The 15,815-nt window shown below is 56.7% G+C and carries 14 protein-coding genes; 2 read left to right on the plus strand and 12 right to left on the minus strand.

Annotated elements, in window-relative coordinates; translation table 11 throughout:
* Positions 1–33 precede the first annotated feature (33 nt).
* Positions 34–1,110, minus strand: coding sequence for a LacI family DNA-binding transcriptional regulator (locus APU11_RS18155; protein WP_038419069.1), 1,077 nt, complete (start codon positions 1,108–1,110; stop codon positions 34–36).
* A gap of 269 nt (positions 1,111–1,379) precedes the next feature.
* On the opposite strand from APU11_RS18155, the gene APU11_RS18160 reads away from it, so the two are divergent.
* Positions 1,380–2,645: a maltoporin gene (locus tag APU11_RS18160; RefSeq protein WP_023620984.1), complete on the plus strand. Its 1,266-nt coding sequence runs from the start codon at positions 1,380–1,382 to the stop codon at positions 2,643–2,645.
* A 102-nt stretch (positions 2,646–2,747) separates the two neighbouring features.
* Here APU11_RS18160 and APU11_RS18165 read toward each other — a convergent pair whose 3' ends face one another.
* The 6 genes from APU11_RS18165 to APU11_RS18190 form a co-directional block, all read right to left on the minus strand.
* A complete protein-coding gene (locus APU11_RS18165) occupies positions 2,748–2,990 on the minus strand; it encodes a PTS transporter subunit EIIB (protein ID WP_013097212.1) in 243 nt (80 codons plus the stop codon).
* A gap of 130 nt (positions 2,991–3,120) precedes the next feature.
* Entirely contained in the window at positions 3,121–5,178 is a 2,058-nt protein-coding gene (locus tag APU11_RS18170) for a beta-galactosidase (protein WP_058651240.1), read from the minus strand.
* A gap of 29 nt (positions 5,179–5,207) precedes the next feature.
* On the minus strand, positions 5,208–6,410 hold the full coding sequence (locus APU11_RS18175) for an arabinogalactan endo-beta-1,4-galactanase (RefSeq protein WP_058651239.1): 1,203 nt from the start codon (positions 6,408–6,410) through the stop codon (positions 5,208–5,210).
* A gap of 2 nt (positions 6,411–6,412) precedes the next feature.
* A complete protein-coding gene (locus APU11_RS18180; RefSeq protein WP_013097215.1) occupies positions 6,413–7,264 on the minus strand; it encodes a sugar ABC transporter permease in 852 nt (283 codons plus the stop codon).
* Positions 7,265–7,275: 11 nt separating this feature from the next.
* A complete protein-coding gene (locus APU11_RS18185; RefSeq protein ID WP_029883250.1) occupies positions 7,276–8,580 on the minus strand; it encodes a sugar ABC transporter permease in 1,305 nt (434 codons plus the stop codon).
* Between the two features lie 57 nt (positions 8,581–8,637).
* Positions 8,638–9,852, minus strand: coding sequence for an extracellular solute-binding protein (locus APU11_RS18190; RefSeq protein ID WP_013097217.1), 1,215 nt, complete (start codon positions 9,850–9,852; stop codon positions 8,638–8,640).
* 321 nt (positions 9,853–10,173) lie between these two features.
* On the opposite strand from APU11_RS18190, the gene APU11_RS18195 reads away from it, so the two are divergent.
* Positions 10,174–11,289, plus strand: a complete 1,116-nt coding sequence (locus APU11_RS18195; RefSeq protein WP_045902790.1) for an ABC transporter ATP-binding protein — start codon at positions 10,174–10,176, stop codon at positions 11,287–11,289.
* Here the strand turns inward: APU11_RS18195 and hpxK are convergent.
* The 5 genes from hpxK to APU11_RS18220 are packed head-to-tail and all read right to left on the minus strand — an operon-like array spanning position 11,286 to position 15,815.
* Positions 11,286–12,524 (minus strand): allantoate amidohydrolase, encoded by a 1,239-nt coding sequence (hpxK, locus tag APU11_RS18200; RefSeq protein WP_058651238.1) that lies wholly within the window; start codon positions 12,522–12,524, stop codon positions 11,286–11,288. The genes APU11_RS18195 and hpxK overlap by 4 nt on opposite strands.
* On the minus strand, positions 12,521–13,762 hold the full coding sequence (locus APU11_RS18205) for an alanine--glyoxylate aminotransferase family protein (RefSeq protein ID WP_040021582.1): 1,242 nt from the start codon (positions 13,760–13,762) through the stop codon (positions 12,521–12,523). Before APU11_RS18205 ends, hpxK begins: the two co-directional genes overlap by 4 nt.
* A 13-nt stretch (positions 13,763–13,775) precedes the next feature.
* Entirely contained in the window at positions 13,776–14,513 is a 738-nt protein-coding gene (locus tag APU11_RS18210) for an amino acid ABC transporter ATP-binding protein (RefSeq protein ID WP_013097221.1), read from the minus strand.
* Complete coding sequence (locus tag APU11_RS18215) at positions 14,494–15,150, minus strand: amino acid ABC transporter permease (RefSeq protein WP_020689664.1); 657 nt, start codon at positions 15,148–15,150, stop codon at positions 14,494–14,496. The genes APU11_RS18210 and APU11_RS18215 overlap by 20 nt, the downstream gene beginning before the upstream one ends.
* Positions 15,150–15,815 (minus strand): amino acid ABC transporter permease, encoded by a 666-nt coding sequence (locus APU11_RS18220; RefSeq protein ID WP_045902787.1) that lies wholly within the window; start codon positions 15,813–15,815, stop codon positions 15,150–15,152. Before APU11_RS18220 ends, APU11_RS18215 begins: the two co-directional genes overlap by 1 nt.

Raw genomic sequence — 15,815 nt, forward strand, 5'->3', positions numbered from 1 at the left:
CACCTCTTTCCTGTGATTGAGGTGCTCACTCCGCTACACATCACCCAGTTGATGCGCAATCTCGCGCAGCTGCTGGGCCAGCGCCTGGAGGTTTTTTCCCTTCTCCCCTTTCGGCCCGGTGGACTGTCGCACCACCAGACGGGCAGGTAAAATCGAGGACATGCGCAGGGCACTCTCTTCGCCGCTGTCCAGAATGCGGCGCACCGCCTCTTTGCCCTGCAGATCTAAATCCAGTGAGACCGTCGTCAGCGCCGGGTAGAAGAACGAGCTTTCGTAGGTATCATCGTAGCCAATCACCGACTTCTCGCCCGGAATGGAAATCTGCTGCTGGTGGAAGGCGCTCAGTACGCCCAGCGCCATCTGGTCGTTGGCCACCAGTACGGCGGAAAACTGCGGCGTTTCGCGCAACATCTGCAGCGCACCGGCATACCCGCTCTGCGCATCCCAGTTGCCGCGGATCACCGAAGCGGGCTCCAGCCCGTAACCCTTCAGGGTTTCGATCCAGCTTTTTAGCCTCAACTGTGCCGACACAGAGGACTCCGGCCCCGCCAGCAGGGCGATGTCGCGATGGCCCAGCTCGTAAAGGTATTTAACGCTGGCGCGGGTCCCATCCGCCGGGTTAAACGAAACGTTAAACACAGAACTGTACGGGTCGACATCCAGGAAAAGACAGACGATATCGTCGTTGTCGGTGGCGATTTTCTGCGCCTCTTCGGCCTCCAGAGGCACGTTAATGATCACCTTGCTCACCAGCTGGGACTTCAGTTCGTTGATAGAGTCCTGAATACTTTGGTTGACGTTCTCATCTATCATCGAGATCAGTACCTGGTATCCCTCCACGTTCGCATAGCGTTTTACCGCTGCCGCCACCTGAGAAGGCGCGTGCAAAGCCAGTGAAATGGTCACCAGCCCGACGGTCTGGCTCTGCTTGCCTACCAGTTGCTGGGCCAGGCGATTCGGTACATACCGCAATAACTCTATGGATTTCTCAACCTTGTGGCGCGTGGCCTCGGATACATTGGCAGATTTATTCAGTACCCTGGACACGGTCTGATAGGAGACGCCTGCATGGCGTGCGACGTCCTCTAACGTTGCGCTTTTCGACTTCATGGTCCGGTTCCTTATGTTGTTATGCGATGATTGTAACAGGGGCGCTGTAAAAAAACGCTCACTGCCCTCTCCTCGCAGACATAACACCATCAAAAAGTATTACGTTCACAATGCCATAATTTGTGGCACAGCTCATCACTCGTAACAAAATTGTCTATTTTATTTGCAGTTAATCACACATTTAGGATCGTTCAATTGCCAGCCAGAAGGTTTAGGCATTTTATGACAGCGGATTTGTGAACGTATTACAAAACAATAAGAGGGTAACAATGAACACGACGATCCGCTCTGTATCCGTTGCGCTGGCTGCCGCGTTAGCGTCTCCATCGCTGTTTGCTGCGTCTTCAGTACCGATTGATTTTCATGGCTATCTTCGCTCCGGCGTGGGCGTCTCACGGGATGGTGGGATGGAGGAGTGGCAGAAGAATAAAATAGGCCGTCTGGGTAACGAAGCCGATACCTACGGCGAGCTGGAACTGGGCTCTGAGGTCTACAAAAAGAACGACGTGAGCTTTTATCTCGACAGCATGGTGAGCATGGTGTCTGACGGCTCTAACGATAACGAAACCACCTTTGGCGACGACGCTCAGTTTGGCCTGCGCCAGCTTAACCTGCAGATCAAGGGGTTGCTCCCGGGCGATCCGAATGCGGTTATCTGGGGTGGGAAGCGCTATTACCAGCGTCATGATCTGCACATCATTGACACCAAATACTGGAACATCTCGGGATCCGGTGCAGGTATTGAGAACTATACGCTCGGCCCTGGCGCGGTCTCTGTGGCCTGGATCCGCGGCGATGCCAACGACGTGGACTACCGCGTTGACGGTGATAACGACGTGAACATCAACTATATCGATCTCCGCTATGCGGGCTGGAAACCGTGGGCAGGCGCGTGGACGGAAGTGGGTATTGACTATGCCATGCCAAACCCGACCAACAAACAGAAAGAGTATGGCGGGCTGTACGAGGCCGACAACGGCGTGATGGTAACCGGAGAGATCAGCCAGGATATGCTGGGTGGCTATAACAAGCTGGTGCTGCAGTATGCCAACAAAGGTCTGGCGCAGAACATGGTTTCCCAGGGGGGCGGCTGGTACGACATGTGGAACTATGTGAACGATGCCAGCGGCTACCGCGTGATTAATACCGGCTTAATTCCCATTACCGATAAGCTCTCCTTTAACCACGTCCTGACCTGGGGCTCGGCGGATGACACCACGCAGTATACCGATAAATCGCGCCTGATTTCGCTGGTGGGCCGCGCGCAGTATCAGTTCACCGAATATGTGCGTCTGATTGGTGAAGTGGGCGGGTTCTACCAGAAAGATACCTATACCGACGGTTCAAACTACAAGCAGAGCGGTGAGAAGTACACGATCGCCTTAGGTCTGGCGGACGGACCTGATTTTATGTCACGTCCCGAGCTACGGGTGTTTGCCTCCTACCTGAATGATTCCGAACATGGGAAATCCTTCGAAGACGGCACCGCCAGTAATACCTGGAACTTCGGCGTGCAGGTTGAAGCCTGGTGGTAATATTTATTTCTAAAATGCGTTAATCGTTATTGTATCTCCAACAACTGGCAGTTTATTCGCCTGTTTCGGGATAGCCATTATTTTGGCTATCCCTTTTTTTATTTATTGATTAAAATGTTCATCTAATAACTGACGTAAGGCATCAGACTGCCTGCCAAATATGGCATGCACCTGCTGGCCAATAATAATTACCCCCAGCGCCCCTTCATTCTGTAACGCCTCAGAGTCAACTTTATTTAAATCTTTTACCGTCACGCGCAGGCGGGTAATACAGGCTTCGACGTGTTCGATATTATCGTCGCCGCCAAACGCGGGAATTAAACGCTGGGTAATTTGACTGTCCATAATACACCTCATTATATGCAGATAAAAAAATGCCTGCTCGTGGAGCAGGCGTTCTGTGCCTTTTTGCCCGGACGGTGCGGTCTGATGCCCTCACCCCAGCCCTCTCCCACAGGGAGAGGGAGAAAATCAATTACGCTTTACGCCTGAGCACACGACAGTCCCAGGGCAGCAGAGCGGTATCGCCCGCAGCAGCGGCGTCTGTCATGCAGTCGGTATACCCCTGTGGCAGCATGATGTACTGCTGCTGTGCCGTGTAGTTCTGCACAAACACCCAGGTGGTTTCGCCATCCGTGCGTGCCGTGGCAACCACGCCCGGCGGGAGTTCACCCTCGATGGCGCGCGGTAGTGCCAGCTCGTTGATAATCCCGGCGAAGAAATCGCGCTGGAACGGCAGATCGTTACGTGAAGCGACATGCCACGCCTTGCCTTTACCGACGCGGTTGACCGTTACCGCAGGGCGACCTGCGTAGAAATCATCGCGGTAGGTCGCCAGCACCTGTGCGGACTCAGCGTGGATCAGCTCGCATAAATGCCGCACCTGATACGGCCCCTGCAGACCTGCCACGTTGCCTGCCAGCCCCTGAATCAGGTTGCGCTCCCCCTCGCCCAGGCACTCGATTTCTTCCGCCCAGATGCCCAGAAGCTTGCGCAGCGGGCCAGGGAAACCGCCCAGATGACAGAGATCGGTCTCATCCACCACGCCGGTCCAGTAGGTCGTCACCAGATGCCCGCCATTAGCCACAAAGGCTTCTGCCCGCTCGGCAAACCCTTCGCGTACCATATAAAGCATGGGGGCCACCACCAGCGCGTAGTCGCTCAGATCGCCGTCAGCGTCAATGACATCCACCGCAATGCCTTTTTCCCAGAACGGACGATAGTGCTCGTTGACGGTTTTTTCGTACTCCATTCCCATATTGCGCGGACCTTCGGCATCATCCAGCGCCCAGCGGTTTTGCTGGTCGAAGACAATCGCCACCCGGGCCTCGGTACGGCAACCTGCGACCTCCGGCAGGCGTGCCAGCATCTCGCCCAGGCGCGTCACTTCACGCCCGACGCGGGTATCCAGATGACCCACGTGGTCGATAACCGCGCCGTGGAATTTCTCCACCGACCCGCGGCTTTTACGCCACTGGAAGTACTGCACCGAATCCGCTCCGTGCGCCACCGCCTGCATCGACGAGAGAATATGCATCCCCGGCTTTTTCAGCTTGCTGGTTGGCTGCCAGTTGGTGGTGCTCGGCGTCGACTCCATCAGCACGAAGGGCTTACCGCCCTTCAGGCTACGCATCATGTCGTGATACATGGCGGTGTAGCAGGCGAGCGCCGTTTCGTCTTTCTCCTTGTGCCACATCGGATAGCTGTCCCAGGAGATAAAGTCGATCGCCTTCGCAAGCTGCCAGTAGTCGTAGTCGTAGAAATACTCCATAAAATTGGTGGTTACCGGCAGTTCCGCATTCGCTACTTTTAGCGGGGCCACTTCATGGCGGCAGAAATCGGTCACCTGTGCGGTATTGAAGCGACGCCAGTCGAGGTTGAGGCCGTGAATCGATACTTCTCCCTGCGGCGCAGGGGACTCTATCTGCGACCAGTCGGTGTAGGTGTGGCTCCAGAAGGTGCTCCACCACGCGTGGTTCAGCGCGTCCAGGGTTTTATAGCGCGCCTTCAGCCAGTCGCGAAAACGTGCCTGACACAGGTGACAGTGACATTCGCCGCCGTATTCATTAGAGATATGCCAGCCCAGCACCGCCGGATGGTGTGAATAACGCTCCGCCAGCAGGCGGTTAATGGTGAATGTCTTCTCACGGTACACTGGCGATGACATGCAGTGGTTATGCCGGCCTCCGTGCAGCGCGGGCACGCGGTTGCGCCCGACGCGCAGCACCTCAGGGTATTTTTGCGACATCCACGCCGGACGCGCGCCGCTTGGCGTAGCAAGGAAAATATGAATACCTGCCGCATACAGTTTTTCAATAATATTATCCAGCCACGCAAAATCATATTCCCCTTCACGCGGCTCCAGCTTTGCCCAGCTAAATATGCCCACCGACATCACATTACATTTTGCCTGCTGCATCATGGCAATATCTTTTTCAATAATACCGGGATAATTCTCCCATTGCTCCGGGTTATAGTCGGCGCCATGCAATAACGCCGCGACCTTTGGGCTTAAAGGCGCAAATTTATTCATATTAAAAACGTCCTGAATGAAGATAAAAATTATTTAAATACCGTTATTGATGGCAGCACTTTTCCCTGGCAATCAAATAACGCCTGATTCTCGCGGGCATTCCCCTCTTTCCATTCGTCATGGATATATTTCATGCCGGCTTTGGTCGCCCACGTGGTGCCCGGTACGGCAATCCATGTCGGCTCCCAATAAAAGATGCCTTTGCCACGGTGGTCCGGAACATCAATAACGGACTGCATTAAATCGTGAATATAATCGTACTGGCCCTGAACGGTACCCGGATAGCCGCCGTCTTTTTCTTCTTTCGCCTGGAAGCTGTTCTCAGCGTTATCGCAGTTGTCCAGCGTATAGCCGTATGCCGCTTCCACCACAATCACGTCTTTGTTATAGCGCTTGCTGATGTCATCCATATTGGCCTTCAGCGCGCTAATCGGGCCGTTCCAGTAGGTGTACATTGACAGGCCGATGATATCGAATGGCACGTCGCGCTTCGCGATTTCGTCAAACCACCAGCGGAAGGTGTCATTTTTAGTCCCTTCGGCCAGGTGCAGCATGATTTTCACCTGCTCGCCGCCGGTCAGATTCTCTTTTAGCCCGCTAATGGCGGCGTTGAGCAGTCCGGCCAGACGGTCAAATTCCCCGCCGCCCTGCCCCCAGCTTTTGCCTTCCGGCCACAGCATGCCGCCGTTGATTTCGTTACCGATCTGCACCATGTCCGGCAGGACGCCCTCTTTCTTAAAGCGGGCGATGGTGTCGCGGGTGTAGTCATGGATCGCCGTTTTAAGCTGCGGGTAGTCCATCTTCTCCCAGGCTTTCGGCTTGAACTGTTTGCCCGGATCGGTCCAGAAATCGCTGTAGTGGAAATCGAGCAGCAGCTTCAGGCCCTGCGCCTTCACGCGCTTCGCCAGCGCAATCGTGTTTTCCAGGGTGTTACTGCCACCGCCATAGGACTTGCCGCTCGCATCCTGTGGATCAACCCACAGGCGCAGGCGTACATAGTTCACGCCGTTGGCCTTCAGGATCGCAATCGCATCCTGCTGCTGGCCGTTCTGGTTATAGAATTTCGCGCCGTGTTGTTCGGCTTCCAGTAGGGTCGAAATATCCGCCCCCTTAATAAAATCTGCAGGCATGGCGTTAAACGGACGCGTTTTCACCGCGTCGGCAGTAAAAGCACTCGCGGCAAGGCCACATGAGAGGCAAACGGCGAGCAAAGCGGGTTTGAGTCTTTTCATGGTTATCCTTTGGTACTCCCGGAGGTCAGGCCGGAGACGAAGTATTTTTGTAACGCCAGGTAGAGGATCGCCACCGGCACCGCAATCAGGACCGCGCCTGCCGCGTAGGTGGTGTAGCTGGCACCCATTTTTTGCGCCACCAGGTTATAAAGCCCGATGGGTAAGGTGTATTTGTCCGGGGTGCGCAAAATGGTGCTGGAGAGGATGAAATCCCCCAGCGGCCCGGTGAAGGAGAACAGCGCCACCACCGCCACAATCGGCTTCGAAAGCGGCATGATAATTTCGATGAAAATCCGGAAATTACTGGCCCCGTCCATGCGCGCGGATTCATCCAGATCTTTCGGGATGGCATCGAGGTAGCCTTTCATCAGGTAAGTGTTCATCGGGATCATGCCGCCCACGTAGATCAGCACCAGCGCCAGATGGCTATTGATAAGGCCCAGCAACTGCGACAGCACGAAGATGGCAATCAGCGCCGAGAACTGGGGGATCATCTGCAGCAGCAGGAACAGCATCAGACCGTTCTGGCGCCCCTTAAAGCGAAAGCGCGAAAACGCGTAGGCGGTAAAGCTGACGCTGATTAAGGTCAGTACCATGGTCAGGAAGCTGATTTTCATTGAGTTCCAGTACCAGGTCATGTAGTTCACCTGGCCGTTGAACAGGTCGGCATAGTGCTGCACCGAGAAGTTCTCTGGAATAATCGACGAGCTCAGCAGGCTATTACCCGCGTTAAACGACGCACCGACCGTCCACACCAGCGGGTAAATAATGATTATCGAGACCAGCACGATAACCAGCCAGGAGAGCGAGAGGCGAACCCACTTCTCACGTTTAATACTTTGTGATTGAGCCATTGTTCCGTTCCTTACGCCATGTCGTCATTTTTGAACGATTTCGTGGCGCGGAACTGCCACAGCGCCAGCCCGACGACAAAGATCGACAGCAGGATAGTGATGGTCGCCGCAATCGCATATTGCGAAGAGGACATCGTCAGTTTGTAGATCCACGACACCAGGATATCCGTCCCACCCGCATTCGACCCTACCACCGCCGGTCCACCGTTATTAAACAGGTAGATGATGTTGAAATTATTGAAGTTGAAGGTGTATTGAGTGATCAGAATCGGCGCAATCGAGTAAAGCACCAGCGGCAGCGTGATGGTACGCAACTTAGTCGCGCTGCTGGCGCCGTCCATGGTCGCCGCTTCGTACAGATCGTCCGGAATGGCCTGCAGCACGCCGGTGGTCATGGCGAAAACAAACGGGAAGCCGAGCCAGGTCTGCATCATAATCAGCGCCGTTTTGGTCCAGAACGGATCGGTCATCCACGCTTTTGGCGCGATGCCGAAGAAGGCCAGAATGGCGTTGTTGATCACCCCAAAGGAGTCGTTAAACATTCCGGCAAACACCAGGATGGTGACAAAGCCCGGCACCGCCCAGGGCAGAATGAAGATGGTGCGGATCAGCGGTTTAAAGCGCAGATCTTTCTGGTTTACCAGAATGGCCAGCAGCACGCCTACCGAACATTGCAGCGTGGTAGCGAGCAGGGTCCAGACCACCGTCCACTGCAGCACGTCGAAGAAGGTCGAACGCCAGATGGAGAGCGTGAAGATATTGATGAAGTTCTTAAACCCAACCCAGTCCACCAGCTTAGCCGGCGGCGTGTGGTAGAGGTTGTAGTTGGTAAAGGCAATGGCAAAGCCGAACAGGATCGGGAAAACCACTACAAACACCAGCAGGATAAAGCCGGGCGTGATCATCAGATACGGGAAGCCGTCGCTCAGCAGCATCTGGTACTGCTTGCGCACGCTGTTAAGCGCAAGTCCCGCATCGCGTTTTCTGCCATTCACCCACGCATCACGCATCGACAGGTACCAGACCATCACGCCAAACGCGGCGATCAGCACGCTGATGATCCCCTCAGCCAGCAGGAAGATAGAGTTGTCCCGCGGCACCTCCTCGCCCAGCGTCACCAGCCCCCACAGCCCTTCGCGCAGAAAATCGGCAAATACGCCGAGAAAACTGACCAGCAGTACCAGGAAGATGATCCCTTTCAGCCACTGACGATGGTAGAACTGGCCGAAGCCGGGGATGAACGCCAGCAGCAGGCCGGTCCAGGCATGGCGCCCGGCCCCGTGCGGTCTGGCAAAATTTTCCGGGATGATACTCACAGACAACTCCTTTCAAAAAAACGGGAGAGAGTCCTCCCGTTTTGCGACGGCAGAAAATTACTGGTTGCTGGCCTGCATGGCTTCGATTTGCATCTGGACCTGTTTTTCTGCGCTATCCAGCGCGGCTTTAGGATCCTGTTTGCCGGTCAGGCTCAACTCCAGCGCGGCGTTGGCTGGCCCCCAGACTTCACCCATTTCAGGGATGCCCGGCATGGCAGTTGCGCGCGCCGACTGTACCGCGACGGCACTCGCTTTTTCGTCGTTTTTGATAATCGGATCGTCGATCATCGCGGTAAGCGGCGGGATTTCACGCGTGGCGATGTAGCGCGTTTTCACATACTGCGGCTGGTTGATGAATTCGATAAATTTCTGCGCCAGGGCTTTGTCTTTGCTCCACGTGGAGACAACGTAGCCTTTCACGCCAAGGAAAGAACTCATAGGCTTGCCGTCGGGCAGCGTTGGCAGCGGCGCAACGCCGTAGTTGATCCCTGCTGCTTCATACGGCTGGAATGCCCACGGCCCATTGATCACGGCTGCCGCTTTCTTCTCGGTGAACAGGGAGTCAATGGCGTTCAGACCGTTGTCACCGACTATCCCGGCCGGGAAGATCCCGTCGGCGTAGAATTTTTTAAGGTACGTCACGGCCTCTACCGCGCCCGGCTTGTTCAGGCCAACGTCGCTGGCGTTATAGCCGCCCTTGTCGTTATGACCGAAGATGTAGCCGCCCATCGGGGAAATTGCCCCCCAGCTGTAGTAAATCTGGTCGAACTTGGCGAGCAGGCCGTACTGGTTTTTCGCGCGCTGCTGTTTCGAAAAGTCATACCAGTCCTGCAGCGAATTGAGGGGCTTGTCGATGAGGTCTTTGTTGTAGATCAGCACCAGCGTCTCGACCGCTTTCGGTACGCCGTAGAGGGCATTATCCATTTTGAAGGCATTGATTGAGGCCGGGGTGTACTGTTCGGTCTGCTTAGCCTCCAGATTCAGGGGGGTCAGCAACCCTTGCACTACGGCGCCGCCCAGCTGATCGTTAGGGATCACCAGCACGTCCGGGCCAATGCCCGCCGGGCCATCCAGACGCAGTTTTTCCAGCTGCTGGGCGTAAGGGGTTTCCTGGACGTTGACCTTAACGTCGTACTGTTTTTCAAAGTCAGCCACCGCCTCTTTTATACCGGATGACTTCTTGATGTCTTCCCAGACGTTAAGCTGCGTGGTGGCATGTACCTGCACCGAGAGCGTAGAGAGGATCAGAGCGGCAAGTAGGTTCTTTTTCATTACAAACCTCATGTGAAGGTATAACAATTTTATGGTTGTTATGACATTTAACGCCTTATTTGCCTCATCTAAAATTCAGCAAAATCAGATGCTGCACGTATGACGTCAAATATCTTTGGTTTGGTATACGCTACCCTTCACATCATGATAACTCTACAAAAAACTGTAAGTTGTGTGATCGTCATAACATTAATGGAAAATCTGTATAGGGCGCATGAATACTGGAAGTTATAGTCAATACAGACAAATTGCACCGTCCAGCTATGTTAAACCTGATTGTTATACGTAAAACATAGACGGCGGTTTACTCGGGGAACACTGATGTCAAACATACAATTAAGGAATGTCACCAAGCGCTTTGGCGACACCGTCACCTTGCACAACGTGAATCTTGAAATTGAAGACGGGGAATTCGCCGTCTTTGTTGGCCCTTCCGGCTGCGGTAAATCAACCATGCTGCGCATGATTGCCGGTCTGGAGGAGATTAGCGAAGGTGAAGTCTTAATCGGTAATGAGGTCATGAATGACGTCGCGCCTTCCCACCGCGGCGTGGCCATGGTGTTTCAGTCCTACGCGCTCTATCCGCACATGACGGTCGCCGAAAACATGGGCTACGGGCTGAAAGTGAATAAGGTCCCAAAAGAACAGATCCGTCACCAGGTGGAGATGGTGGCAAAAACGCTGCAACTCTCCCATCTGCTGGACCGCAAACCTAAACAGCTTTCGGGCGGGCAGCGCCAGCGCGTGGCAATAGGCCGCGCCATCGTGCGTAACCCGCGCGTCTTTATGTTTGATGAACCGCTCTCTAACCTGGACGCCGAATTGCGCGTCGAGATGCGTCTGCACCTTGCCCGCCTGCATCAGGAGCTGAAAACCACCATGGTGTATGTCACGCACGACCAGATCGAAGCGATGACCCTGGCCGACAAGATCGTGGTCATGAACTATGGCAAGGTTGAGCAGATGGGCGCCCCGATGGATCTCTATTACAAACCGGCAAATAAGTTTGTCGCCGGGTTTATCGGTTCTCCGAAGATGAACTTTCTGCCGGCGACCGTTGAAGCCTGGCAGCCAGGTAAGCTTACCGTCAGGCTATCGCAACAGAAGTCGCTCACGCTCGCGATAACCACCACACCACTGCAGCCGGGAAGTCAGGTCACGCTGGGCATCCGCCCGGAACATTTAACCACCGACCTTTACCGCGGCACGCGGCTGGAATTTAACTGTGAAGTGGTGGAGCGACTGGGAAACAATACTTACCTGTTTGGGCAATGCTATGGCCACGACAACGTGAAGATCTTGCTGCCGGGCGACGTGAAGTTCGCGCCCTGGCAGAAGATAGACGTGGCGTTTGACGACCATCACTGCATGGTTTTTGACGACCAGGATGTACGGGTGAGCGCTGATATCGAAGATGCGGTGCGTTCGGTGGCTTAACGCGCGCCACCGTCAGCCAGCGCTCTCACCGCCCGCCCAAACGCCTCAATCGCCAGCGCGACATCATCAGCCATCACCGACTCCGCCGGATGGTGGCTGATGCCCCCCTTGCAGCGCACAAACAACATCCCCACCGGCCAGCGTTCTGCCAGCGCAATGGTGTCGTGCCCGGCACCGCTCGGCAGCGATAGCGTACGGCCCTGAACCGATGTCACAGCCTCCCCTAACAGCGATTGCAGTCTGGCATCGCAGGGCGTGGCGGCTATCCGGTAAAACTCCTCGGCGCTGAAACGGAGCCCACGCCGGGCTGCGATCTCTTCCGCCTGAATGAGCAGTTCAGTGAGCAGTGCGTCCAGCGGGGCATCCTGCGGGCCGCGAATATCCAGCGAGAACGCCACCTCGCCGGGAATCACATTGACCGCGCCGGGCAGGCAGCGTAACGCCCCCACCGTGGCAACCAGATTGCCGCCGCGCTGTCGGGTGGTGTTTTCAACCTGCACCATCCATTCGGCAGCCGCGGCCAGGGCATCTTTACGGTGAGCCATCGGCACGGTTCCGGCATGCCCGGCTTCGCCGGTAAAGAGACAGTTCAGACGCCGCGCACCGTTAATGGCTTCCACCACCCCCAGCGCCATCCCCTCCTGCTCCAGACACGGCCCCTGTTCAATATGCAGCTCCAGACAGGCGCTGAAATCGTCCTGATGCCGCGCAGCAAGCGCTACCCGTGCGGGATCCAGCCCCGCCTGCACCATCGCCTGCGCCACGCTTATGCCACTGGCATCACAGGTATCAAGCCAATTCTCCGGCCAGGTGCCCGTCAGGCCGCGACTGCCTAACAGCGTGATGCCGAAGCGGGTACCTTCTTCGTCGCAGAAGCCAACAATCTCGATGGCCTGCGCCAGGCGCACGCCCTGCTGATGCAGGCTGTCCACCACTTCAATGGCGGTGAGCACGCCGAGCATGCCGTCGTAGCGCCCGGCATTGCGCACGGTATCCAGATGCGAGCCAAGCAGTATCGCCGGTGCGCCCTCCAGCTGCGCCTCATAGCGCCCGCAAATATTCCCGACGCTGTCCTGCCAGACGGTCATGCCCGCCTGGCTCATCCACTGCCCGACCAGCTGGTTGGCCTGCAGATGCTGCGTGGAAAGATAAACCCGCGTCAGGCCGTCCGGGGTTTCGCTGATGGCGGCCAGCGCATCGGCACGGGCCAACACCCGCTCTGCCGCCGGGCTCATTGTGACGTCTCGCGGCGATAATGATCCCAGGCGGCCTGCATCGCCGCCCCCTGGGGGGTGGTGAATTTCAGGTATTTCAGCACCGACTCCAGCGCGCTCAGGGTGGTCATTACGCAGTCTTTACGGGCGTTATAACCCATGGTGCCAATGCGCCATACCTTGCCGTGCAGCGGGCCAAACGAGGTGCCAATTTCGATACCGAAATCCTCCAGCATCAGCTTACGCACCTGATCGCCGTTAACGCCCTGCGGGATCACCACGCCCAGCACGTTGTTCATCTTGTGCTTAAGATCGCCAAAGGTCTCCAGCCCCATCGCCTGAATGCCTTTCAGCAGCGCATCGCCGTGCAGCTTGTGCCGGGCGATGCCGTTGTCCAGCCCTTCCTGGAGGATCAGCCGCGCGCATTCGCGGGCGCCAAACAGCGCGGTGGTGGCTTCAGTGTGATGGTTCAGCCGCTCCGGCCCCCAGTAATCCATCACCATGCCGAGATCGAAATAGTTGGAGTAGATCATCTCCTCGTCGCCGTCGCGATGGGCGTCGGTGCGGATCCCTTCCTCGACGCATTTGCGGCGGCGGATCGCCTCTTCCATGCGTGGGCTCAGGGTGATCGGTGACGTGCCGGACGGGCCGCCGAGACATTTCTGCATGCCAGCGGAGACGGCATCCAGCCCCCAGGCATCGGTTTCCAGCGCGTTCCCCCCCAGCGACGCGGTGGCGTCGGTGTAAAACAGCACGTCATAACGGCGGCAAATCGCGCCGAGCTCGGCCAGCGGCTGCAGCATGGTGGTGGAGGTGTCCCCCTGCACGGTCAGCAGCAGACGGGGACGAATACGTTTGATGGCATCCTCCACCTGATCCGGGGTAAACACCTCGCCCCACGGCACCTCGATGGTATGCACTTCCGCCCGGCAGCGGCGGGCGATTTCGCACAGCAGATGGCCGAAGCGGCCAAACACCGGCACCAGCACTTTATCGCCCGGGCGAATGGCCGACACCAGAATCGCCTCAATGCCCGCGCGGGAGGTGCCGTCCACCAGCATCGTCCAGCGGTTTTCGGTGCGGAACACCCCGCGATAGAGCGCCATTACTTCGTTCATATAGTGGGTCATCGCCGGGTCGTACTGACCAATCAGCTGGCTCGACATGGCGCGCAGCACGCGCGGATCGGCATTGATCGGCCCCGGGCCCATCAGCAGACGCTGCGGCGGATTAAGTTGCGGAAATTGAGCGATATCCATTGTTAAGTCCTTATCAGTTGAGGCCGCGCACGGAGGAGATGAACTGCTTCAGTTCGGTGGTCTGCGGGTTGGCGAAAAGCGTTTTGCTGTCGCCCTGCTCCCAGACTTTCCCCTGGTGCATAAACACCACGCGGTCGCCCACTTCGCGGGCAAAATTCATTTCATGGGTCACGAGAATCAGGGTCATCCCTTCTGCTGCCAGCTGCTCCAGCACCTTAAGCACTTCGCCCACCAGTTCCGGGTCGAGCGCGGAGGTGATCTCGTCACAAAGTAAGACTTTTGGCGACATCGCCAGCGCACGGGCAATTGCCACGCGCTGCTGCTGGCCGCCGGAGAGACTCGACGGGTAGTAATCCAGACGATCGCCGAGGCCCACTTTCTCCAGCATCTGCTGCGCCAGCGCCCGGCATTCGGCGGCGCTTTTCTTCAGCACCCGACGCGGGGCGAGCATCACGTTTTCCAGAGCCGTCATGTGCGGGAACAGGTTAAAGTTCTGGAACACCATCCCGACCGAGCGGCTGATTTCACGCGCCTGGGAATCCCGGTCGGTAATGGTCATGCCGCCAAGCTTGATGCTGCCGTCCTGATACCCTTCCAGACCGTTGATGCAGCGCAGCAGGGTGCTTTTGCCGGATCCGCTGCGCCCGATAATCGAAATCACCTGGCCCATGTCGATATCGAGATCGACCCCCTTCAGGACATGGTTATCGCCGTAGTACTTCTGCACCTGATTAATGGTGATGAGAGGCATTGAATTTAGTCTCCAGATAACGGCTGTAACGCGACAGCGGATAACACAGAATGAAGTAGCCCAGCGCCACCAGCGCAAAGACCTTAAACGGTTGATAAGTGACATTGGTGAGCATCGTCCCGGCTTTGGTCAGCTCGATAAAGCCGATGATTGACGCCAGCGCCGTGCCCTTAATCACCTGGACGGCAAAACCGACCGTCGGCGCAATCGCAATCCGCAACGCCTGCGGCGCGACCACCCGATAAAGCGTCTGGCCAAAGGTCAGCCCCAGACAGCGCGACGCTTCCCACTGCCCTTTGGGCAGCGCGCGAATGCTGCCAAACCAGATATCAAGCAAAAACGCGCTGGTGTAGAACGTGAGGGCCAGCGATGCGGCGGTCCATGGCGAGACATCGATGCCGAACAGCGCCACGCCGAAGAACGCCAGAAATAGCTGCATCAGCAGCGGTGTACCCTGAAACAGTTCGATATAGCCGCGGATCAGGCGCATGATCATTCGCCCGCCAGTGAGACGCAGCAGCAGCAGCGGCAGGGTCACCACCGCGCCGCCGACAAACGCCACCAGCGACAGCAGTATCGTCCAGCGCCCGGCCAGCAGCAGGTTGCGAATAATGTCCCAGTCGGTAAAGGTGGTCATCATGCCTGTACCCCCAGCCATTTGCGTCCTGCCGCCATCATCAGCTGACGCAGGGTAATCGACAGCGCTAAGTAAATCCCGGTTGTCACCAGATAAACCTCAAAGCTCAGAAACGTTCTGGACTGGATCAGGTTGGCGGCAAAGGTCAGCTCTTCATACGAGACCTGCGACACCACCGACGAGCCGAGCATCACGATAATGCACTGGCTCACCAGCGCCGGATAAATACGCTGTAGCGCAGGCGGTAACACCACGCGAATGAAGGTCTGGATGCGGGTCAGCCCCAGCACGCGTCCGGCCTCCCACTGCCCTTTGGGTGTCACCTGAATGCCCGCCCGGACAATCTCCGTGCTGTACGCGCCCAGATTGATCACCATCGCCAGCAGTGCCGCCTCACCCGCCGTCATCTTCAGCCCCATATTGGGCAGGCCAAAGACGATAAAAAACAGCTGCACCACAAACGGCGTGTTACGGATAATCTCCACGTAACCGCCCCAGATCCGGCTAAACCATGTCGCCCGCCCGCTGCGAATGGCCGCCCCGAAAATACCAATCGTCAGACCGCCCAGGGTCGCCATCACCGTCAACTGGATGGTGACCCACAGCCCGGCCAGCAGCGCCGGCCAGTGCGGCCAGAGCTCAGAGAAATGGAGTTGCTCTGTCAT

It is taken from the genome of Enterobacter sp. 50793107 (assembly GCF_001463365.1).
Classification (GTDB): Bacteria; Pseudomonadota; Gammaproteobacteria; order Enterobacterales; family Enterobacteriaceae; genus Enterobacter; species Enterobacter cloacae.